Raw genomic sequence first — 21,676 nt, 5'->3', positions numbered from 1 at the left:
CGATTCCAAGCCATTCCGCTTCCACTCGTGCACCATGAGCTTTGCCAAGCGTGGCCGGGGGCACTGCAATGCTGATGAAATTTCGATGACCTGCGCGAAAGGATCCGAGTGGACGGGGAATCTCCGCAGCGGCTCAGGATCGAGCTGCTCGGACCGGTACGGGCCTGGCGGGGTACGACGCCGCTGGCCTTGGGACCCGTCCGGCGCCAAGCCGTACTGGCCGCGATGGCACTGCGGCCGGGCAGCACCGTCAGCCACGAGGACCTCCTCGACGGGGTGTGGGGCTCGGCGCTGCCGGGCTCCGGTCACCGGGTCCTGCCGAGTTACGTCTACGCCCTGCGAAAGGCCCTCGACCCGGCGGGAACCGGGTACGAGGAGTCGGTGATCCGCAGCAGCCAGGGCCGGTACGGCATCGCCGTGGACGGAATCCGCCTCGACGTGGCCGAGTTGGCCGAGCTGGTCCAGGAGGCGCGGCGGGTGAAAGCGTCCGGTGACGTGCCCACCGCGATGGCACGGCTCGCCGATGCCCTCGCGCTGTTCCGGGGAGAGCCCCTGGCCGGGCTGCCGGGGCCGTTCGCGCAGGCCGAGCGGCGGCGGCTGGCGGAACGGCGAAGGACGCTCCAGGCGGAACGGCTCGAATGCCTCCTCCTGTTGGGCCGGTCCGCCGAAGCCCTGGACGGGCTCGCCACGCTGTCCGCGGCCGAGCCGTACGACGAGTCGCTCCTGGCCCTGCACATGCGCGCCCTGTACGCCAACCAGCGCCAGGCCGAGGCGCTGAACGCCTATCAGGGCATGCGCGAGCGGCTGCGCGACGAGCTCGGGGTCAGCCCCGGCGACGCACTGAGCCGGGTGTACGAAGCGGTACTGCGCCGCGACGACGAACTCCTCCTGGGCCCGGCGGCGGCCCGCCCCGCCACCCTCCCCGCGGCCGGCCCGACGGACCTCTCCGCCCCGCCCCGGCCCCGCCCCCCGGTCAACGAACTGCCGGGCGTCACCGGCGTCCTCATCGGGCGGGAGCGCGAACGGTCCCTGCTGGCCACCGCGTTCCCACCCGACTCCGTGGGCGTCGCTGCCGTCGACGGCATCGCCGGGGTCGGCAAGAGCGCCCTCGTCGTCCGCGCGGCCCAGGAGTTACGCGGCCACTATCCGGACGGCTGCCTCTTCGTGGACCTGCGCGCCCACAGCCCGGGGCGGCAGAAGCTCTCGCCCCAGCGCGTGCTGCGGCGGCTCCTGCGCACGATCGGCACGGCCGACAGCGAGGTACCGGCCGATCTGGACGAGCTCAGCGCCGCCTGGCGCGCGGCGACCGGCTCGCTGCGGCTGCTCCTCGTACTGGACGACGCGCGGGGAAGCGCGCAGGTCCGGCCGCTGCTCCCGGCGGGACCGGGCAGCATGGTGATCGTGGCCAGTCGCCGGCGGCTGGCCGGACTCGACGCCGACCGGCGCATCACGCTGGATCCGCTGGAGACGGACGACGCGCAGACCCTGCTCGGGCATCTCGTCGGGAAAGAGCGCGCGGCCGGGGAACGGACGGCGACGGTCGAACTGGCCCGGCTGTGCGGTGGTCTGCCGCTGGCTCTGCGCATCGCCGGGACACGGCTGCAGACGCGCCCCGTCTGGACGCTCGCCCATCTGGTGGACCGTATGGCGGACGACGAACACCGGCTCAGTGAGCTCCGGGCCGGGGACCGCAGCCTGGAGGCGGCCTTCCGCCTGTCGTACGACCAGCTCGCTCCCACACAGCAGCAGGCGTTCCGCTCCCTGGGCCTGACGCCGACGAGCGAATTCGACGCCCTGACGCCGGCGGCCATGCTCGGCCGGCCGGCCCGCGACGCCGAGCAGATCCTGGAGAGCCTGGTCGATACGAGTCTGGTGCAGCAGCCCCGGCCGGGCCGCTACCGCCTGCACGACCTGGTACGGGTCCATGCCCGGCGGCTCGCGGAGGCCACCCCGGCCGAAGCGCGGGCGGCGCGCACCGCCATGCTCCGCCTCTACGTGGACGCGGGCCGGACCGCCAGCGACTGGGGCTCCGGCGGCTTCCCCACCGGACCGCCCGCGACGGGAGCCTTCGCGGGCTGGGCCGACGCGAGCACCTGGCTGAACGCCGCCGACGCCGAACTCGCCGACGTCGTCGGCCATGCGGCAGGCCTCGGCGAAGCCGACCACGCCTGCTGGATCGCCGAGGCGCTGACCGACCAGTTCGTGCGCCGGGGCCGCTACCACGAAGGCCGCACGGCCCTGGAGGTCGCCCTCCCCCAGGCGGACCGGGCCACCGACCGGCGGATGGCGCCCGCGCTGCGCAACTGCCTGGGGATCATCCACGTCTATCTGGGCGACATCACACGGTCCCGTGCGGCGTTCACCGAGGCGCTGCGCCTGAGCCGACGGAACGCGGACCGGCACGAGGAAGCCCGGGCCCTGGCCGGGATCGGGGCCGCCGAGCTGAACTCGGGCCGGTCCGAGCAGGCCCTCTCGCCCCTCACGGCCGCGCTCGACCTGGCCCGGCTGCTGGAGGACGAGTGGCTGGTGGCGATGGCGCTCAGCGTGCTCGGCACGGCCTACCGCACGCTGGGGAGGACCCGGGACGCGCTCCTGTGCCTGGCCGAGTCCGCCGCCCGCGCCGAGACGAACGGGCGGCCCGCCATGATCAGCAGGGCCCTGAGCTGCGCCGCCGAAGTCCACCTCGACCTCGGCCAGTTCGCCGAGGCCAAGGAGCTCCTGCGCCGGGCGGCCGACCTGGTGCAGCAGGCGGGCGACATCCCCCTGACGGCGATCACGCTGAGCATGCTGGGCACGGCGGAGCTGGGCACCGGAAACCTGGAGGCGGCCATGGCGCTCCACCACGAGGCCCTCTCCCGACTCCGGTCGCTGTCCCCGCTGAACGAGCCCGAGCGGACCCGTATGGAGATGGAGATCCGCAGCAGGCTGGGCCGCGCCTACTCGGCAGCGGGCCGGGTCAGCGAGGCGGGCCAGCAGTTCCGCACGGTACTCGCGTTCCCCGGCGCCGGCGCGTACCCCGCGGTGCGCGCGCTCGCGCTCGCCGAGCTGAGGGCGTGCGAGAGCTGCTAGCCGTGGCCCACCGCCGCCTCCAGACGTTGTTCCAGGCGGCGGAAGTTGCGTTCGCCCACCGCCCGCCAGAGCACCCGGGGCGGCAGCGGCAGGTGGCCCATGATCAGGATCTGCTCGCCCGGGTCCGTCTCCTTGAGGATCATGCCGAGCACGGTGAACAGCTTGCTCTTGGGTACGGCGGCGCTGGCCGCGTCGCCGATCTCGTCCCACTCCGCCTGCGAGACCACCCCCGCGACGAGCGGGAGCGCCTCGTGCTCCTCCTGGTCGAAGTGGTCCCCGGCGGCCTTGGCCACCTGATCGAGCGCCTCGGCCAGCTCCTCCCGGTGGGTGCTCCCACCGGCTGCCGCCCAGGGCCCGAGCAGGGCGCTCGCCCGTGCGAGCCCGGCCGACAGCTCGGCGTGCTGGCCCCGCATCCGCTTCCACAACTCAGCCTGCTCGGGCCTGCGCTCGGCCAGCTTGGGCCACAACAGCCGGTCCTCGCCCTCGTGGTGGTGGTGCAGGGTGTCCAGCAGCAGTTCCAGCCGCTCCGCGACCAGCCTGACCTGGGCGCGGCTGCCGTGGCGCACTCCGCGCACCCGGCCCGCCGCCTCCCCGAACTCGCGCCGGAACATCCGGTGGACCACCACCATGTCGTGCGTGGTGATCGGTTTTCCCTGGTTCTCCATCGACGTCGACATCGACCATGACCCCCGCCCTGGTGGGTGTACCGGGCTCCAGCGTGGCGGGCGGCCGTCCGTCTCCACCAGGGGCGCACGGCGGCGCTCCAGCGCCCCCGGGGAGCCCGGTTCTATCCCAGGGTGCGCACGCTCTGGTCGCGGAGACCGTAGCGGGCGGCGACGACGGCCACCTTGCCGGCGGCCATGCGCCGGGCGATGTCGGGTTCGGCCGCGAGCCGGTCGCGGGTGCGCCGGGCGTGCGCGTCGATGGTGGCGTCGATGCGGGCCTCGCCCTGCTGGGTGTGGTCGATGGACGGCCGGATCTGGTCGGCCAGGTACTGGATGTGCGCGGGCAGCGGCTCACCGGTCTCGTCCGCGCGGACGGCGGCGCCGACCGCCCCGCAGGACTGGTGGCCGAGCACCAGCACCAGCTGGATCTGCAGTTCCAGGACCCCGAACGCGACGCTGCCGAGGACGGCTTCGTCCAGTACCTCCCCCGCCGAGCGTACGGTCAGGAGGTCGCCCAGGCCCTGGTCGAAGACGAGCTCCGGGGGCACGCGGGAGTCGACACAGCCGAGGACGATCGCGAAGGGGTGCTGGGCCTTGGTGAGCCGCTGCCGTATGAAGGCCGACTCGTGCGGGTGCTCCTGCCCGTACGTACGCCAGCGCCGGTTGCCGGCGGCCAGCCGGCGCAGGGCCGCTTCCGGCGGGACGGGGCCCGCGGCGGGCTCCGGTTCGGCGGGCGGCGCCGGGGCGTGAGCGGCGGAGGCGGGGAAGGCGGAGGCGAGGGGGAGGACGGACCCCACGGCCGCCGAGCCCGCCGCGGCCGCGAGGAGCAGGCCGCGGCGGCTGGGCGAAGGGGTGTCCCGTATCTGGGTGTTCGAATCCATCGCGGGACGGTAACCCCGCCTCCGGTGCTCCTGCCCGGGGGCGGGGCGCAATACCGGAAGTCCGGCGGGCTCAGCCGGCCCCGCCCTTGCCGTCCAGGGTCGTCCGGCCGAACTGCTCGTCCAGGACGGACAGCCGGCGCCAGTACTCGTCCTCGTCGATCTCGCCGGTGGCGAACCGGCGGCCCAGGATGGCGATCGGGGAGTTCTCGCCGTACGAGCCCCGGGTCGCCCATGGTCCGCTCGGGCCGCGGCCGCCGCGCCACACCGTGCGGCGCAGGACCGTGACGACGCCGAAGACGACGGCCGCCCAGATCAGCGGGACGAAGAGGATCCACGGGCCGGGCCCGTCGTAGGCCAGGGTGTTCATCTCGGTTCAGCTCCTCGGAAGGGGGTGCGGTTTCCTTGTCGCTTCCGAGACTCGCCCCGGGAGGGTGCCCGGGTCGTCGTACGGCCGGCGGCACTGTGCGTACGGCTGCGGGAGTAGCTCCCCGCGGGAGCCGCCTCAGCCGAGCCAGCCGGGCCTGACGAGCCCCGACTCGTACGCCAGCACCACCAGCTGGGCCCGGTCCCGGGCGGGTCCGGCTGACGTGCGTCTTCGCCGTCAGCGGGCTGACCACCAGCCTGCGCGCGATCTCCGCGTTGGACAGCCCGAGGCCGACCAGGGCCATCACCTCGCGCTCGCGCTCGGTCAGCAGGTCCAGCCCGGTCGCCGCCTCCGGGGCCTTGGACCGGGCCGCGAACTCCGCGATCAGCCGGCGCGTCACCCCGGGTGAGAGCAGGGCGTCGCCCGCGACCACCGCCCGTACCGCGCGCAGCAGTTCCTCCGGTTCGGTGTCCTTGACCAGGAACCCGGAGGCACCGGAGCGGATCGCCTCGAAGACGTACTCGTCGAGCTCGAAGGTGGTCAGCATGACCACCTTCACCGCGGCCAGTCCGGGGTCCGAGGTGATCGTGCGGGTGGCGGCGAGGCCGTCGAGCTCCGGCATCCGGATGTCCATCAGGGCGACGTCCGGGCGCAGTTCGCGTGCCAGGCGCACGGCCTCGGCCCCGTCGGCGGCCTCGCCGGCCACCTCGATGTCCGGTTGTGCGTCGAGCAGTGCGCGGAAGCCGGCCCGTACCAGCGCCTGGTCGTCGGCGAGCAGTACGCGGATCACTCCTGGTCCTCCCTCGCCGCCGGGCTCCCCGGCGATCCGGTGTCCGTCAGCGGGAGCCGGGCCAGCACCCGGAAGCCGCCGTCCGGCCGGGGGCCGGCCTCGATGGTGCCGCCCTGCGCGGCGGCCCGCTCGCGCATGCCGATCAGGCCGGTGCCGCTGCCGCCGGCTTCGCCGCCGGTGGCGGGCCCGTCGTCGTCCACCTGCAGTTCCAGCGCACCGAGCGGGCGGGTGAGGCGGATCCGGGCGGTCCGCGAGCCCGAGTGGCGCACCACGTTGGTGAGCGCCTCCTGGAGGATCCGGAACGCGGCGAGGTCCGTGGCCGGCGACAGTCCCCGGGCCCGGTCCTCCCCCGTCACGGAGACGGTGAGTCCGGCCGAGGCCGCCTGGGCGACCAGTTCGGGGAGCCGGTCGAGTCCGGGGGCGGGGGCGCGGGGGGCCTCGCCGGGGGCGCGCAGGGTGTTCAGGACCTGCCGGACCTCGCCGAGCGCCTCCTTGCTGGCCGCCTTGATGGTGGTGAGCGCCGTACGGGCCTGTTCGGGGTCGGTGTCGAGCAGGGCCAGGCCGACGCCCGCCTGCACGTTGATCACGGAGATGCTGTGGGCCAGTACGTCGTGCAGCTCGCGGGCGATCCGCAGCCGCTCCTCGTCCGCCCGGCGCCGCTCGGCGGCCTTCCGCTCGGCCCGGTCGCGGGCCCACTGCTCCCGGCGTACGCGGACCACCTCGGACGCGGCGAGTACGGCGATCGCCCAGGCGGTGACGGCGCCCTCCGTCCCCCAGGGGGCGGGGCCGTCGCCGGGCGGCGGAAGCCAGCGGTACAGCCAGTGCGCGATGAGCAGATGGCCGGCCCACAGGCCGCCCACCGCGCCCCAGGCGGCGTGGCGGTGTCCGGAGACGACGGCGGCGAGGCAGGCGACGGCGACGCTGAGGAAGACGGGGCCGTACGGGTATCCGCAGGCGAGGTAGCCGAGGGTGACGGCGCAGACGCCGTAGAGGACGGGCACCGGGTACCGGTGGCGCAGGAGCAGCAGGGCGGGCCCGAGGAGCAGCAGGAGCCGCCCGAGTGCGCCGATGGGCTCGCGGCCGGGCTGGGCCTGCTGCACCCACCCGGCGGCCGCCTGCGCGAGCACGGCCACGAGGAGCGAGGACCGCCACGGCAGCCGCCCGCCGCGGGTGCGCTCCGCCCAGTACTCCCACCGCCGCTCCGCCATGCCGCCACGCTAGACGCCCGGGCCCGGCGGCGTCGTCCGCCGGGCGGGCCGATCGGGCGTACTCCCTGGGGAGTACGCGCGGACCGGGCCCGGCGCGTCCGGGACGCCGCGGCCTACCTCGTGCGCAGGGCGTCGACGGCGATGCGCGCGGTGGCGCCGATCACCGCGTCGGCCGCGGGGAGGGTGGCCGCGGGGTTGGCGGCGCGGGTGAAGACGGCCACGGCGTAGCGGCCGCCGTCGGGGTACTCGATGACGCCGACCTCGTTGCGCACGGTCGGCAGGCTGCCGGTCTTGCCGGCCACGTGGACGTCGTCGAAGGGGAATCCGGCGGCCATCCGGTGGGGCCACACCTGGAGTCCGAGCAGGCGGCGGATCGCGGCTCCGTGTTCGGGGGTGCAGGCCTCGTCGCGCCAGACCGCGGCGAGCAGCCGGGTCATGTCGCGGGGTGTGCTGCGGTTGCTCCGGGCCGGGTCGAGGGCGCGGAGCCGGGCGAGGACCTGCGGATCGGCGAGGGCCCGGGCTCCGGCGGGGCCCGCGTCCTCCCGGACGGTGGCGAAGAGCGAGCGGAAGGTGTGGACGGCGCGGGTGCGGGTCAGGCCGAGGCGGGCCGTGGCCTCGTTGACGCCGTCGAGGCCTATGCGCGCGAGGAGCAGGTCCGCGGCGGCGTTGTCGCTGACGGCCGTCATCAGGTACGCGGCGTCGCGCAGGGACATGCGGACGGGATCCAGCATGGCGGCGAGTCCGGTGGGGCCGGCGGTGCGGTCGGCCGGCGGGCACTCGACCTGTTCGGTGAGGTCCAGGCGGCCGGCCGCGGCGTGCTGGTGGAGGGCGACGAGCAGGCAGAGCTTGTGCACGCTGGCGGTGACGACCGGCTGGTCCGCACCGGCGTCGATCTCCGTACCGGAATCGATGTCGACGGCGTGCAGCCGGCCGCTGACGCCGGCTTCGGCGAAGGCTGCGGCAATGCGGCGCAGGGGGTGGTTCACAGCCAGTACTCCGCTGCCGGGCGCAGGTGGAGCGGCCGCGCGGGTGCGTCGGCGGTCACCGCCGCAGTGTTCCACAGGGCGCGCGTGGTCGCTTCGGCGAAGGCCCCGACGGCGGCGTCGCCGCGGCCCTGCGGCCAGGCGACGCTGTGGCGCCAGGCCAGCGGGGCGCCGGCGAGGGGCCGCCAGACGATGTCCGCGTGCGGGCCCGGGGCGTCGGCCGACCCGGTGTCGCGCGGGGCGAAGGCCACGGCGTTCGCGGACAGGACGAGGCCGCGGACGAAGCCGGTGCCGCGGCCCTGGCGGACGGTGGCGGGGGTGTAGCCGCCCCGGGCGCAGGTGTTCAGGACGTCGTCGTGCAGGGCGGGGGCCTCGGCGCGGGGGAAGAGGACCAGGCCGTATCCGGTGAGGGCGGCGAGCGGTACCTCGTCCAGGGCTGCGGCCGGGGCCTCGCGGGGCAGCAGCACACCGAGCTCGCGGCGCAGGACCGGCCCGAGCTCCAGTCCGGCGATGTCGCAGGGGTGCCGGACGAGCCCGACGTCGAGCTCGCGGGAGGTGAACCGGGCCAGCTGCTCGGCGGTGGACAGCTCGTGGAGCTCCAGCTCCACGCCGGGGTGGTGCTGCCGGAAGGCGGCCAGGATCGCGGCGATCGCCTCGCCGGCGAGATCGGGCGGCAGCGCGGCCCGTAGGAGTCCGCTCTCGCCGTCGCGGATCCGGCGGGCGGTGGCCGCGAGGGCGTCCGCGCGGGCGAGCAGCAGGCGGGCGTCCTCCAGCAGCATCGTGCCCGCCGCGGTGATCGTCACCTGGCGGCTGGTGCGCTCGAAGAGCCGGACGCCGAGCTCGCGCTCCAGGCGCTGGATGCGCTGGGACAGGGGTGGCTGGGCCATGCCGAGCAGCTCGGCGGCGCGGCCGAAATGTCTTTCTTCTGCAACAGCCACGAAGCACTGCAGATGCCGGATCAGGTCCACGGCCAGCAACGATATCGGAGTTTGATCGATCCGAGATCCATACGGATCTTGGACGGAGGGCGGGCCGCGGTGCTGTGCTCACGGCATGTCCTCGAACCCCTTCCCCCCGTCACCCGACCGCACCGGCACACGGAGCACGCGGCGCACCCGGCGCACCCCGCGTCGCATCCCGTACGCCGCCGCCGTCGCCCTCGGCCTCGCCCTGACCGCCGCCGGGCTCGGTGGCTGCTCGACGGGCGCGCGGCCGCCCGCCGCGGCCGGGCCCGCCGTGAGTACGAGCGCCGCCGCCCCGGCCCCCGGCGTCGACAGCCGGGAACGGCTGACCGTGGACGGCGGCACCAGGGAGTACCTGATGCACCGCCCCGCCGCGGACGGCGGACCCCGGCCGCTGCTCATCGCCTTCCACGGGCGCGGTGCCGACGCCGAGAACCTGCGCAAGCAGAGCGGCCTGGACCGGGCCGCCGAGGCCCGCGGCATGCTCCTCGTGTACCCGGAGGCGCTGGACAAGGCCTGGGGCGCCGGCACCGCTCCCACCGACCGGCGCCCGGATCCGGACGCCGATGTCCGGTTCACCGAGGCGCTGGTCGCCGAACTCGTGCGCACCGGCCGGGCGGACCCGCACCGGATCTACGTCGCCGGGTTCTCCAACGGCGGCTCCATGGCGCTGCGGATGGCCGCGCAGCGACCGGACCTGGTCGCGGGCGCGGCCGCGGTCTCCGGTGAACTCCCCACCGGGGCCGCCGCCGTGAAGCCCACCGGGCCGGTGCCCGTCCTGATCGTCTACGGGGCCGAGGACCCCGTACGGCCACTGGCCGGGCTGCCCAGTCCCGGGCCGGCCGCTCCCGGGGAGGAGCCCATCACCGCGACCATGTCCGCGCGGGCCAGTGCGGAGGCGTTCGCCGCGGCGGGCGGGGCCGGCAGTCCTGCCGAGGAGGGCAAGTCCGGCTACGACTCCGTCACCTGGCCGGCCGGCCCCGCGGGGGCGGAAGTGCGGCTGCTCGTCATGCACGGGGCGGGCCACACCTGGCCCGGCTCGACCGTTCCCCCGCCCGCGGGCTTCGGCTCCGTCAGCACCGCACTGGACGCGAGCGCCACTGTGCTCGACTTCCTTTCCACCGGGCGGCGTTGACGGCGGCCGCCGCCGCGCACCCGCGCCGTTCATGGCTCCGCACACCACGGCCCGGCCCCCGAGTGTGGTGTGCGGGACCATGGGCGCGGCCGTCCGCCCTCCCTAGGGTTCAGCCATGACGAGCCAACTTCCTTTCCTGCGGGAGCGCGTCGCGCTGGTGACCGGCGGCGGCAGCGGCATCGGCCGGGCCTGCGCGATCGCCCTGGCCGAGGCGGGCGCCACCGTGCACGTGGCCGACATCGCCGAGGAGTCGGCCGCGTCCGTCGCCGGACTGGTCGGCGGGCAGGCTCACGTCGTCGACCTCGCCGACCCGGCCGCGATCGAGCGGCTGCCGACCGCGGTGGACATCCTGGTCAACAGTGCGGGCCTGCAACACGTCGCCCCCATCCCCGAGTTCCCGGCCGAGCGGTTCGCCCTGATCCAGCAGGTGATGGTCACCGCGCCGTTCCTGCTGCTGCGGCACGTGCTACCGCACATGTACGCGGCCGGCTGGGGGCGGGTCGTCAACATCTCCAGCGCCCACGGGCTGCGGGCCAGCGCGTACAAGTCCGCGTACGTGGCCGCGAAGCACGGGCTGGAGGGGCTGAGCAAGGTCGCCGCGATCGAGGGGGCCCCGTACGGGGTGACCAGCAACTGCGTCAGCCCCGGCTACGTCCGTACGCCCCTGGTCGAGGCGCAGATCGAGCAGCAGGCCGCCGCGCACGGCATCGGCCCCGAGAACGTGCTGTCCGAGGTGCTGCTGACCCGGTCCGCGATCAAGCGGCTGATCGAGCCCGAGGAGGTCGCGGCGGCGGCGGTGTGGCTGTGCGGACCCCACGCCGGCTACCTCACGGGAGCCTCGCTCCCCCTCGATGGTGGCTGGACGGCCACCTAAATTTAACTACCGACCAGTAGACAGGCGGGGCGATCTTTCGAATTCTGGCACTGTACATGCCAATCCCCCCTGAGGAGCGCCCCCACATGCGCAGCACCCGCGCCCGCCTGCTCGGCACCGCCACCGCCACGGCGGCGGCCACCGTCGTCCTGATGCTGGCCCCTGCCGCCTCCGCCCAGGCCGCCCCCGCCCCGGTCCCGGCCCCGGTGACCGCCCCGGCCGCGGCCACCGTCTCCGCCACCGCCTCCGCGCCCGGCGGCAACGCCCTGTTGCGCGGCATCGACTACGGCACGTGGAAGCGCGATGTCGCCGCCGTCATGGCCACGGCCCGTCCGTACGTCGAGCAGCGCATCGCCCAGTCGCCCGCCGGCGAGAAGCCCGCGATCGTCCTCGACATCGACAACTCCTCGTTGGAGACGGACTTCCACTGGTTCTGGACGTTCCCGACCCCGGCCATCTCCGAGGTCCGCGACCTGACCCGGTACGCCGACGAGCACGGCGTCGCCATCATCTTCGTCACCGCCCGCCCGGGGATCATCCACTCCCTCACCGAGCACAACCTGAAGGCCGTCGGCTACCCCGTCACGGACCTGTACGTCCGGGACCTGCCGGCCCTCTTCAGCGAGGTCAGCGCCTACAAGACGGCCAAGCGCGCCGAGATCGAGGGCCGCGGCTACACGATCATCGCCAACATCGGCAACAACAACAGCGACCTGGTCGGCGGCCACGCGGAGCGCACCTTCAAGCTCCCGGACTACAACGGCAAGCTCTCCTAGCCGGTCGCGGGCCGCGGCGGCGGCCGCGGCCCGCGCGTTCCGCGGCGAAATCCGCGCTTCCTGAACGGTGTTGACGGACCGTACGATGCGACTGCTCCGGTCCGGGCCGCCAACGCGGACCCGAACCGGGGATCGTCGCGGCAGGCCGGACGGTCCACTCCAGGAAGGCATTCCATGCGCCAGACCCTCGCCCGCCGCGCCGTCGTGACCACGGCCGCCCTCGGCCTCGCCCTCGCCACCGCGCCCGCCGCGGCCCACGCCCAGGCGCAGGCCCAGGCCCAGGCCCAGGCCGCACCGAACACGAACAAGGCGGTCAACGTGACCCTGACCGTGCAGGGTCCGAACGGGCTGCTGTTCAAGGGGAAGGTCAACACGAAGGGCCACGACGTCACGACCGCCACGGGCGGCGCGCACAAGTGCGACGGCACCAACGGCAACGCCAACCCGTCCAAGGTCCCGACCCCGACGGCGGCGCTCGACGACGCGGCCCGGAGAAACTACTTCGGCTGGGACGGCACCTGGTACGCGTCCTTCGACGACTACTCCGTCGACACGATCAAGAACGTGAGCGGCGGCGGCTCGGCGTACTGGAGCATCTCGGTCAACGGCACGCCCACCCCGGTCGGCGGCTGCCAGTTCAAGCTGAACGCCGGTGACCAGGTGGCCTTCACCTGGACCTCCTTCTGAGCCTCTCGCTCCTCACCGCTCACGCGAGGGGCCGCGGGCCGGAGATCCGGCCCGCGGCTTCAGGCGGGACGGACCCCGTCGCACGTGATCCGCAGGTGGCGCGGGCCGCGCAGCACCGCGTTCTGCCGGTAGGGCGGCGGGTCCTCGACCAGGCGCGGGTTCTCCAGGCGGCGGGCCAGCTCGCTCAGCGCGAGCTGCGCCTCCAGCCGGGCCAGCGGGGCGCCGAAGCAGCTGTGGATGCCGCTGCCGAGGCCCAGGTGCTGGATGTCCTTGCGGTACGGGTCGAAGCGGTCCGGGTCCTCGAAGCGGTTCGGGTCCCGGTTGCCGGAGGCGATGATCAGCCACATCGACGAGCCCTTGGGGATGGTGACCCCGCCGACCTCGATGTCCACGAGCGGGGTGCGCTGCGGCAGCAGCTGCACCGGCGGCTCGAACCGCAGCAGCTCCTCCACCATGGGCACGGCGAGGTCGGGCGTCTCGCGCAGCTGCCGCAGGACGTCCGGGTTGCGCAGCAGGGTGAGCATCCCGTTGGTGATGAGGTTGACGGTGGTCTCGTGGCCCGCGATGAGCAGCAGGGCCGCGGTGCTGAGCAGCTCCATCGTGCTCATCGTCTCGTCCTGGCCGTGTCCGACGGCCAGTTGGGAGAGCATGTCCTCGCCGGGGTTCTTGCGGCGCTCCTCGATCAGCCCGGCCAGGTACATGCCCAGTTCCATCCGGGCGTCGTGGGTCTTCTTCTCCCGCTCCGTCTGGTCGGCGTCGGGGTCGGGGTCCAGGCTCGCGGCCAGGGTGTCGGCCCAGACGTGGAAGCGGGCCTCGTCCTCGCGCGGTACGCCGAGCAGCCGGCAGATCATGGTGACGGGGAACGGGTAGGCGAACTGGTCGACCAGGTCGATCCGTTCCGGGTCGCCGAGGTTGTCGATGAGTCCGGTGACGGTGGCGCCCAGGAAGCCGCGCATGTCGTCGACGCGGTGCGGGGAGTGCGGCGGCCCGAAGGGGCGGTTGGTCATCCGGCGCAGCCGGTCGTGCTCCGGCGGGTCCAGTTTGAGGAAGCTCGGCGGCAGGGCCGAGGCTCCCTCGTCCTCGCCGCCGGCCAGCGGGTCCCCGGCGCTCGCGGACAGATTGCGGGCCTCGGAGCTGAGCCGCGGGTCGTGCAGCAGGCTCTGGATGTGGTGGTACGTGCTGACGACGTACGGGCCGTCCCCGTCGTGGTAGACCGGCGTCTTGCGCAGCTCCGCGTAGAGCGGGTACGGGTTCGCGCGGTTGGAGTAGTCGAGGATGTCGCTCAGGATGCCTTGCTTCATGCCGGGACCTCCGGGGGGCGGGCGGGCCGGTGCCCGGCGGGGGTGAACGTGAGGCGCCGGTCGGCCGGCGAGTACCCGCTGAGCGTGACGGTCGGTCCGTGCGTGGGCACGGACGGGTCGGGGAAGTCCGCGGGGAGCGGCTTCTGCCCCTCGGGGCGCCGGTCGACCGTGGGGAACGGCGGCGGGAAGGGCGCGGTGGCCTCGATCTGCTCCTGGTAGAATTGCAGCCAGCGCGAGTTGTCGAAGGTGACCGCCCCGATGACGCGGCCCTGGTAGCCGTAGACGCCGGTGAAGCGGCGTTCGGCGCGCGAGCCCTGGGTGATCATGATCTCGGTGCCCATCGAGGGCACGCCGACCGATTTGATGCTCACCCCGAACTGCGAGGACCAGAAGGCCGGCACCCAGATGTGCGGGCGGCGCTCGCTGCTCTCGCTGAGCATGTTGTGGGCCGCGGTCTCCGCCTGCGATACGGCGTTGCCCCAGTGCTCCAGGGACAGGAACTGGTAGCCGAACAGCGGGTGCGGGGAGCGGGCGACGTCGCCCGCGACGAAGATGTCGTCGGTGACGATCCCGCGGATGTCGAAGGCCCGGCAGCCCGCGTCGCAGGCGATGCCGCGGGGGCCGGCGCCGAGTCCGGAGCCGGTCAGCCACTCGGTGTTGCGCTGGGCGCCGAGCGAGACGACCACGACGTCGCACTCCAGCGAGGTGCCGTCGGAGAAGTGCGCGGCGCGGACGTGTCCGGTGGAGTCGCCCTCCAGGGCCGTGACCATGATGCCGGTGCGCAGGTCGACGCCGTTCTCCCGGTGGAGTTCGGCGGCGACCGCGCCGATGACCCCGCCGAGCGCACCGACCAGGGGCGCGTCGGCGCGCTCGGCGACGGTGACCTCCACTCCGCGCTCGCGGCAGGCGGAGGCGATCTCGGAGCCGGTGAACCCGGCGCCGATGACCAGGACCCGGCGCGGGCCCGCGTCGAGCCGCCGGGCCAGGGCCGCGCCGTCGTCGCGGGTCCGGAGCACGAACACGCCGTCGAGCTCGCCCTCGGCCGGATTGGGCCAGGGCCGGGCCCGGACGCCGGTGGCGATCAGCAGCCGGTCGTACGGGACCTCGTCCCCGTCGGCGAGTTTGACCCGCCGGGCCGCCATGTCGAGGCCGCTGGCCCGTACGCCGAGGCGCCATTCGGCGTCGATGTCGCGGCGGCGGGGCAGCGCGGTGCCCTCGGCCGTACCCATGCCCAGCAGCGCCTGCTTGGACAGGGGCGGGCGGTCGTACGGCTCGTGGGGCTCGTCGCCGATCATGGTCAGCGTGCCCTTGAAGCCCTTCTCGCGCAGGGTCTCGGCGCCGCGCAGCCCGGCGAGCGAGGCGCCGACGACGACGATCCGGCCGTCCGTCTTGAGACGGTCCGTGGCGGTGTCAGCCATCGGACGCCTCCGCGGCGGCCCGCGCGGCGCCGCCCGGGGTGCCGGGCGCGGTGGCGGCCATGTCCAGCTCGTCCACGAGGATCGCCTGCACCGGGCAGGCGGCGACCGCCTGGGCCACGCGCTCGCGGTGGGCGTCCTGCGCCTGCGGGTCGTAGAGCAGGCCCTCGTCTCCGTGCATCGCGAAGACGTCGGGTGCGAGGAAGGCGCACTGCGCGTACCCCTGGCACCGGTTGAGATCGACGACAAGCCTCAGCAAGGTCCAGTCCTTTCGTTGGCCCCTCCGGCTTCCCGGCCAGCGTGCGGCCCGGGAAGCGGGACGGCCCGTCCGGCGAGGCCATTGGGGTGACGGGAGGCGGCGGCGAGCGGGAGTCACGCGGTGCGGCGGGCGGCGCGCAGGATGTACAGGCTGATGAGCAGGGCCCAGGCCGGGAAGACGAGCTCGCAGTACGGCACGCTGGAGCCCACTGCCAGCAGGGCCACCCCGGCCAGGGTCCCGATCACGACCAGGGACCTGGGCAGGACCCCGAGCTTGCGCCCGATGGTCGAGGTCGCGAGGACGAAGACGGCGGCCATCCGCATCCCGTACGTCGTGAGCAGCGTGTACGCGAAGTGCCGGCCGAAGCTGGTGGGGTCCTCGGCGTCGAGCACGGTCCCGGCGGCGGCGACGGCTCCGAAGAGGCAGGCGACGAAGACCAGTCCGCTGCCCATGAACACGGTCGCGATGAACCGGTCCTCGGCGTCGCCGGTGTGCTCGCGCAGTGCGCCCATGAACCACAGGAAGGCGATGCCCGCGAACGGGACGAGCTCGGTCGCCGTCTGCAGCGCCCCCCGCTCGCCCGGGGCGATCATCTCCTCGCCGCCGCCCCCTTCGGGCAGGGCGATCCGGGCGAGCACGATCGCCGTCGCGAGCAGGACGGCGAAGACGACCCCCGCCAGCCCTGCGGCCTTGGGGGTGCTCAGGGCTTGTTGCCGGGTTCCCGGTGCTCGCTCTGTCATCTCTCCAGCAAGCCGCCCGCCGGGCCCGCGTGCCAGCGGGGCAGTGCGGTCGGGTGACGCCCGGGGCGGGCCGGCGGGAGGACCGCCCCGGGACACGACCTAGGTGGCGGTGATCAGGATGCTGCCGGGCTCTCCCGCTCCCTCCTCGCGGTGCGGCGCCGTACGGGAGGTGCCCGGGCCGGTGCCCGCCACGATCAGGGCGAGCAGTACCGCCGCGGCCTCGCTCTGGAGGATCCGGGCGGCCTGCACGAGGCGGTGCGGGTCGGGGGCCGGGATGGACAGGGCCAGGCATTCGGCGTTGGGGCCCGAGGTGATCGGCACGGCGGCGCAGACCGTGCCCACGGCGTACTCCTGGAGGTCCAGCAGGGGGGCGCCCGGCCGGCGGGTGTCGAGCTGCCGGAAGAGGTCGTCCTGCCGGGTGATGGTGTGGGCGGTGAACCGCGCCGCCCGGTGCCGGGACAGGTGGTCCTTGCGGCCGTCGGTCCCGAGCTGGGCCAGCAGGGCCTTGCCGACGGCCGAGGCGTGGGCGGCGGCCCGGAAGTCGACCCACTCGTCCACGAGCGGTGTCGCGGGACCGTCGGCGTACTGGGTGATGCACACCTCGCCGTCGGTGTAGCGGGCCACGTAGACGGCGGCGCCGACCGCGTCCCGGACCCAGGCGAGGGTCTCCTGCAGGTGCCCGCGCCCGTCGCCGGACGCCGCCTCGGTCAGTGAGAGCGCCCGGCCCGCGATGTACGCTCCGGGGCCGGCCGGGGCCGCCAGGCTGGCCCGTACGAGCTGCTCCATCACCCGCGCCAGCACCAGCTGCGGCAGCCGGGTCTCGCGGGCGATCTGGGCGAGGCCCACCCCGCCCGAGTACCGGCCCACGACCTCCAGGACGCGCAGCGCCCGGTGGACGGCCTCCATCGCGACCGGAGCCGGCCGCCCTGGGGACGACGCGCCGCGCGCGGCCCCGGTCGGCTGCGGATGCCTGAGGGCTTCGAGCGCCCAGGCGTTCGCCTCGTCCGTCAGGTGCAGGATGTCCAGTCGCGCGTGCTGGGCGATGGCCACCGCCACGTGCGGGCCGAGGAGGAACACCTCCCCCTGGTCCTGGTCGTCGCTCCAGCTCAGGGCCGTCACGGCCCGCCTGAGCCGGGCGGGCAGCCGGTACGGGGGCCGCCCGCCGTACCCTCTCACCGCCGTGAGGGCGGTGAGGTCCTGGGTGCTGATCGGCGGCGAGGTCCAGATGACCGAGGCGCCGAGGGCCTCCTCAAGGTTCTCCGGGACCTCCGGCAGGTGCGGCAGTCCCTCGTCCGGGGGCAGCGCCTCGGCCAGCGCCTTCCAGTGCCGGGCGGTGTCCACCTCGGCGCGCGCGAGGTGGTGGAGGTGCAGGAGGCGCGCGGCCGTCCGCGAGCCGGCCCCGGCCGCGTACTGGAACCAGAACTGGGCGCCTTCCATCCGGTCGGCCAGGTGCAGGAGGCAGCCGAACAGCAGGGCCGGTTCCGCTCCGTGCGGCCAGGTGCCGGCGGCCAGGGCCAGCTCGGCGAAGGACCGGCTCTCCGCCAGCGACCAGGCCAGGTCGTCCAGCGCGCGGGCGGCCCGTACGTGGCAGGCGGCGTCGAGCACGAGGTCGTCCGCCACGGTGGGCACGGGCCGGGGCAGCGGCGCGCGGCCCGCGAGGGAGGCCGGTGCCGGGAAGCCGCCCCGGCCGGTGGCGCCGGTCGCCGAGCGGGCCCGGTCCGCCGCGATGCGGCGGGCGATGCGCCGCCGGGCGGCGTCCTCGTCGTAGCCGGCGTACTCCTCCACCAGCACCTCGGCCCCCTCCAGTGCCGCCGCCGGCTCCTCCCCCGGCACGGCGTCGTGGTCGGCCGTCATGTCGCTCACCGGCCCTTCTCCTCTCCAGGAGCCCAGTCCGCCCCGAGTTTCTGGGACAGGATTCGACTTGCGCCTCGAATGTGCGAACGGACCGCCGCGGGGGAGATCCCCATCATCCGGCCGACGGTGCCGTTGTCGTACCCCAGCAGGAAGGCCAGCAACACCACGTCGTAGTGGCGCTCGGGCAGGCATGCGATCGCCGCGTACAGACCCAGCTTGGCCTCCAGCAGCTCCATGCGGTGCCGGGATGCGCGGCGCAGGGCGGCGAACCAGGCCGTCTCGACCATGGCGGCCGGCCGGCCGAGGAGCGCCAGCCTGCGCGCGACGTGTTCGCGCAGCACCGCCCAGGCGAAGCCGTGCAGGCTCGCCTCCTTCAGCGCCTGGCGCCACACCTTCAGCAGGAACGTGAACACGTCGTCGACGACGTCCTCGGCGTCCTGGCGGGAGCCCAGTTGCAGGTGGGCGTAGCGCAGGTAGGCGCGGTGGTGCTGGGAGTGGAACGCGCTGAACTCCACCGGCAGCACGCCGGCCAGCTCGCTGGAGACCGCCCGGTCCCCGGACGGGTCGAGCTCGCCCTCACTCATGCGCTCCTCCAGGGATGCCGGTCGTCGCCGGTACGAGCGGTCGCTGCCCGGGTCCTCGCACCCGGCAGGCGTGGGTGTCTCCTGACGGCATCGAGAGCGTCGGAAGCGACGAGTATCAGCACGGGAGCGAAGGTCTGGACAGGAATCACGTCGGCGGGAAGCCTTCCGGTGAGCGAACGGAACGGGCATGCCTGCCCCCCACATCCAGCGGCCGGTCGGACCGGCCGCTCCCCCAACACCACCCCATCGGAAAACACGCCCGAATGTGCACGGGTGTCGACGGAAATCTTTCGGGAAATGGCGCATCTGATCCGCTGCGCGCCCCCTTGCCGCCGCGTACGCCCCTACTCCACCACCAGGTCGGCCCGGGTCCGGCCGGCGGCGATCAGCCGGGCGTTCGCCTCGTCCGAGCGCGCCACCCACTCCTCGGCACGGGCCGGCGCCTTCCCGTGGCGTACGTGGCGGTCGACGAGTCGCCGTACGCGCAGGGTGTCGTCGGGCGCGAGGAACCAGACCTCGTCGAGGAGCGCCCGTACCGCCGCCCACTCCCCCGCCTCGTACAGCAGGTAGTTGCCCTCGGTGATCACCAGGCGTACCGCCGGGTCGACGGGGATGCTCCCGGCGACGGGCTCCTCCAGCGACCGGTCGAAGGCGGGGGCGTAGACCGCGGCGGCCGCGGGCGTGCGCAGCCGGGCCAGCAGCGCCGCGTACCCGGCGGCGTCGAACGTGTCCGGGGCGCCCTTGCGGTCGGCCCGGCCCAGCCGCTCCAGTTCGGCCTGCGCGAGGTGGAACCCGTCCATCGGTACGACCACGGCCCGTTCGGGCCCGAGCGCCTGCGCGAGGCGGGCGGCGAGGGTGGACTTGCCGGCTCCGGGCGGTCCGGCGATGCCGAGGATCCGGCGCTCGCCCGAGGCCGCGAGCGCGCGGGCCCGCTCCTCCAGTTCGGTGAACTCCATCCCCCCATCCTGCCCGTCAGGGGGGCGGGGGCGTGTGGGGGTCGGTGCCGACGCGGGCGATGAGCAGGGCGATGTCGTCGTCCGCGGACGCCGGGACCAGCTGCGTGATCAGCGAGTCGCACAAGTGGTCCAGCGAGCGCGGGGGTTCGCCGAGCAGGCGGGTCAGCTCGGCCAGGCGTTCGTCGATGTCGCTGCCGCGGGCCTCGACGAGGCCGTCGGTGTACATGACGAGGAGGCTGCCCGGGGACAGGGTCAGGTCGGTGGTGGAGTACGCGGTCCCGCCGACGCCCAGCGGGGTGCCGGGCGGCAGGTCGAGGAGGCGGACCGTGCCGTCGGGGCTGACGGTCGCGGGCGGCGGGTGGCCGGCGCGGGTGATGCGGCAGTGGCCGGTCTCCGGGTCGATCACGGCATACAGGAAGGTGGCGATCATCGGATCGGCGAGGTCGTCGAGGGTCGCCTCCAGCTGGTGCATCAGGGCCTCGGGGGCGAGGTCGAGCCGGGCGAGGGCGCGCACGCTGGCGGAGAGCCGTCCCATGACCGCCGCGGCCGCGATGCCGTGGCCCATGACGTCGCCGATGAGCAGGGCGGCCTTGCCGCCGGGGAGCCGCAGGACGTCGTACCAGTCGCCGCCGATCTCGTTGACGTCGCTGGCGGGCAGGTAGCGGTGGGCGACCTCGATGCCGGGCGGCGGGGTGATGTGCTGGGGCAGCATGCTGCGCTGGAGGATGACGGCGGTCTCGTGTTCGCGGTGGTAGAGGCGCGCGTTGTCGATGCTGATGGCGGCCCGGGCCGCGAGCTCGCCGGCGAGGGTGACGTCGTCGGGTCCGAAGGGGCCGATGGGGCTGGTGCGGTAGAAGGTGGCGACGCCGAGTACGAGGTCCCGCGCGATCAGCGGCGCCATCATGAACGAGTGCACGCCGACGGGCAGGAGCTGCGCGGGCTTGCTCGTGTGGCGGGAGGCGGAGGCGACGGCCTGCTCGTCCAGCTGCGCGATCAGGAAGGGCCGGCGGGCGGCCAGGGCCAGGGTGTAGGGGGCGGCCGCCGGGAAGACGAGGGTCCTGCCCAGCGGGGCCAGGATGCCGATCACGGCGGAGCCGGTCAGCGGGGCCTTGCCCAGGCGCCGCAGGGCCACGCCCCCGGCCAGCCCCGGGCCGGGCTCGTCACCGCGCGCGAGGGTGTCCAGTACGTCCACGGTGGCGGCGTCGGCGAGCTGCGGTACGGCGAGGTCCGCCAGCTCCTGCGCGGTGCGCTCCAGCTCCAGGCTCGCCCCGATGCGGACGCTGGCCTCGCTGAGCAGCGCCAGCCTGCGGCGGCCGGCCTCGGCCTCGACGTGGTCGCGCTGCTGCTCGGTGATGTCGAGCAGGGAGGCGATCACGCCGATCGGGCGACCGCCGGGGTCCTCGACCCGGACGTACGAGCACGACCAGACCCGGTCGCGGGAGGGTTCCGCGGGGGTGCGCCCGGAGCGGCGGCGGTCCAGCACCGGCTCCCCGGTGGCCAGGACCTGCCGCATCGCGTCCTCCATGTCCTCCGCGTTCACCTCCGGCAGGACCTGCGCGAGGCGCCGTCCGATGTGGGCGGACTCCGGGAGGCCGTTCATCGCCTCCAGGGCCGGGTTGACCTGGAGGAATCGCAGCTGCGTGTCGAGGATGGCGATGCCGACGGGCGAGCGCGCGAACAGTCCGTCCCAGACCGCCGACGATCCCCGGATCCGGCGGGCCGCGTGGGCGTCGGCGGCGAAGACCAGGACCGCGGAGGCGCCGTGGCGCCGGCTGGGCACCGGGCAGGCCCATATCTCCAGCTCGAGCGGGTGCCCGTCCTGGTGCCAGGCGGTCACGGTGCCCATCACCCCGCGCCCGGTCACGGCGGTCTCCCACAGGGCGCGGCCGAGGCTGCGGTCGGCCCCGGGGTGCAGGAGGTCGGCGATGTGGTGGCCGACGATCTGCGGCGGGGCGTAGCCGAGCAGCTCCTGCGCCACGCGGTTCCAGCGGACGATCGTGCCGTCGGCGCCGGTGGCCAGCTGCGCCACGGGCAGGGCGCCGAGCCAGCCTCCGGCGTCCTGGGCGGCGCCGCTGATCAGATCCTCGATGGGTATCTGCTCGGTCATGGCGCACCTTCCACACCCCCATGGTCGCCCGGCCCGCCCGGAGCCGCTTCCCGGCGCTGCCAGGGG

The 21,676-nt window shown here is 74.4% G+C and carries 19 protein-coding genes and 1 pseudogene; 5 read left to right on the top strand and 15 right to left on the bottom strand.

Annotated elements, in window-relative coordinates:
* Positions 1-108 precede the first annotated feature (108 nt).
* On the top strand, positions 109-3,069 hold the full coding sequence (locus tag IF02_RS0110315) for an AfsR/SARP family transcriptional regulator (protein ID WP_234318154.1): 2,961 nt from the start codon (positions 109-111) through the stop codon (positions 3,067-3,069).
* Here the strand turns inward: IF02_RS0110315 and IF02_RS0110310 are convergent.
* The 7 genes and pseudogenes from IF02_RS0110310 to IF02_RS0110285 form a co-directional block, all read right to left on the bottom strand.
* Positions 3,066-3,746, bottom strand: coding sequence for a hemerythrin domain-containing protein (locus IF02_RS0110310; RefSeq protein ID WP_037835984.1), 681 nt, complete (start codon positions 3,744-3,746; stop codon positions 3,066-3,068). The two genes, IF02_RS0110315 and IF02_RS0110310, sit on opposite strands and share 4 nt — an antisense overlap.
* 110 nt (positions 3,747-3,856) lie before the next feature.
* Entirely contained in the window at positions 3,857-4,615 is a 759-nt protein-coding gene (locus tag IF02_RS0110305; RefSeq protein WP_030155540.1) for a carbonic anhydrase, read from the bottom strand.
* Between the two features lie 70 nt (positions 4,616-4,685).
* Positions 4,686-4,982, bottom strand: a complete 297-nt coding sequence (locus tag IF02_RS0110300) for an SHOCT domain-containing protein (RefSeq protein WP_030155539.1) — start codon at positions 4,980-4,982, stop codon at positions 4,686-4,688.
* A 135-nt stretch (positions 4,983-5,117) separates the two neighbouring features.
* A pseudogene (locus IF02_RS33610) lies at positions 5,118-5,769 on the bottom strand (response regulator).
* Entirely contained in the window at positions 5,766-6,977 is a 1,212-nt protein-coding gene (locus tag IF02_RS0110295; RefSeq protein ID WP_037835982.1) for a sensor histidine kinase, read from the bottom strand. Before IF02_RS0110295 ends, IF02_RS33610 begins: the two are co-directional and overlap by 4 nt.
* A 113-nt stretch (positions 6,978-7,090) precedes the next feature.
* The gene (locus tag IF02_RS0110290; RefSeq protein WP_199809203.1) at positions 7,091-7,963 is read right to left on the bottom strand and encodes a serine hydrolase; all 873 of its coding nucleotides are present in this window, start codon (positions 7,961-7,963) and stop codon (positions 7,091-7,093) included.
* Complete coding sequence (locus tag IF02_RS0110285) at positions 7,960-8,928, bottom strand: LysR family transcriptional regulator (RefSeq protein WP_078622019.1); 969 nt, start codon at positions 8,926-8,928, stop codon at positions 7,960-7,962. The genes IF02_RS0110290 and IF02_RS0110285 overlap by 4 nt, the downstream gene beginning before the upstream one ends.
* 85 nt (positions 8,929-9,013) lie before the next feature.
* Between IF02_RS0110285 and IF02_RS0110280 the strand changes: the two genes are divergently transcribed.
* The 4 genes from IF02_RS0110280 to IF02_RS0110260 all read left to right on the top strand — a co-directional run bounded on the left by IF02_RS0110280 (position 9,014) and on the right by IF02_RS0110260 (position 12,394).
* Positions 9,014-10,057 carry an alpha/beta hydrolase family esterase gene (locus tag IF02_RS0110280; protein ID WP_078621997.1) on the top strand — a complete coding sequence of 348 codons (1,044 nt, stop codon included), beginning with the start codon at positions 9,014-9,016 and terminating at the stop codon, positions 10,055-10,057.
* A 115-nt stretch (positions 10,058-10,172) separates the two neighbouring features.
* Positions 10,173-10,931: a 3-hydroxybutyrate dehydrogenase gene (locus tag IF02_RS0110275; protein WP_030155530.1), complete on the top strand. Its 759-nt coding sequence runs from the start codon at positions 10,173-10,175 to the stop codon at positions 10,929-10,931.
* Between the two features lie 86 nt (positions 10,932-11,017).
* Positions 11,018-11,707, top strand: coding sequence for an HAD family acid phosphatase (locus tag IF02_RS0110270; RefSeq protein WP_030155528.1), 690 nt, complete (start codon positions 11,018-11,020; stop codon positions 11,705-11,707).
* A gap of 174 nt (positions 11,708-11,881) precedes the next feature.
* Positions 11,882-12,394: a DUF4430 domain-containing protein gene (locus IF02_RS0110260; protein WP_030155527.1), complete on the top strand. Its 513-nt coding sequence runs from the start codon at positions 11,882-11,884 to the stop codon at positions 12,392-12,394.
* Between the two features lie 59 nt (positions 12,395-12,453).
* Here IF02_RS0110260 and IF02_RS0110255 read toward each other — a convergent pair whose 3' ends face one another.
* The 8 genes from IF02_RS0110255 to IF02_RS0110220 all read right to left on the bottom strand — a co-directional run bounded on the left by IF02_RS0110255 (position 12,454) and on the right by IF02_RS0110220 (position 21,610).
* Complete coding sequence (locus IF02_RS0110255) at positions 12,454-13,695, bottom strand: cytochrome P450 (protein ID WP_030155525.1); 1,242 nt, start codon at positions 13,693-13,695, stop codon at positions 12,454-12,456.
* Positions 13,692-15,113, bottom strand: a complete 1,422-nt coding sequence (locus IF02_RS0110250; RefSeq protein ID WP_030155524.1) for an NAD(P)/FAD-dependent oxidoreductase — start codon at positions 15,111-15,113, stop codon at positions 13,692-13,694. Before IF02_RS0110250 ends, IF02_RS0110255 begins: the two co-directional genes overlap by 4 nt.
* Positions 15,106-15,366 carry a ferredoxin gene (locus IF02_RS32320; protein ID WP_037836028.1) on the bottom strand — a complete coding sequence of 87 codons (261 nt, stop codon included), beginning with the start codon at positions 15,364-15,366 and terminating at the stop codon, positions 15,106-15,108. Before IF02_RS32320 ends, IF02_RS0110250 begins: the two co-directional genes overlap by 8 nt.
* Before the next feature lie 116 nt (positions 15,367-15,482).
* Positions 15,483-16,109: a hypothetical protein gene (locus IF02_RS0110240; protein WP_030155521.1), complete on the bottom strand. Its 627-nt coding sequence runs from the start codon at positions 16,107-16,109 to the stop codon at positions 15,483-15,485.
* A 99-nt stretch (positions 16,110-16,208) separates the two neighbouring features.
* Complete coding sequence (locus IF02_RS35440) at positions 16,209-17,015, bottom strand: IclR family transcriptional regulator (protein ID WP_078622018.1); 807 nt, start codon at positions 17,013-17,015, stop codon at positions 16,209-16,211.
* A gap of 953 nt (positions 17,016-17,968) precedes the next feature.
* Entirely contained in the window at positions 17,969-18,547 is a 579-nt protein-coding gene (locus IF02_RS0110230; RefSeq protein ID WP_234318152.1) for an RNA polymerase sigma factor, read from the bottom strand.
* Positions 18,548-18,891: 344 nt separating this feature from the next.
* On the bottom strand, positions 18,892-19,503 hold the full coding sequence (locus IF02_RS0110225; RefSeq protein ID WP_030155517.1) for a nucleoside/nucleotide kinase family protein: 612 nt from the start codon (positions 19,501-19,503) through the stop codon (positions 18,892-18,894).
* A 16-nt stretch (positions 19,504-19,519) separates the two neighbouring features.
* The gene (locus tag IF02_RS0110220) at positions 19,520-21,610 is read right to left on the bottom strand and encodes a SpoIIE family protein phosphatase (RefSeq protein ID WP_030155516.1); all 2,091 of its coding nucleotides are present in this window, start codon (positions 21,608-21,610) and stop codon (positions 19,520-19,522) included.
* Between the last annotated feature and the right edge of the window lie 66 nt (positions 21,611-21,676).

It is taken from the genome of Streptomyces sp. NRRL S-244 (assembly GCF_000717915.1).
Taxonomy (GTDB): Bacteria; Actinomycetota; Actinomycetes; order Streptomycetales; family Streptomycetaceae; genus Streptomyces.
Note: the sequence above shows the minus strand (reverse complement) of the source record. Positions and strands in the feature narration are given on the sequence as shown.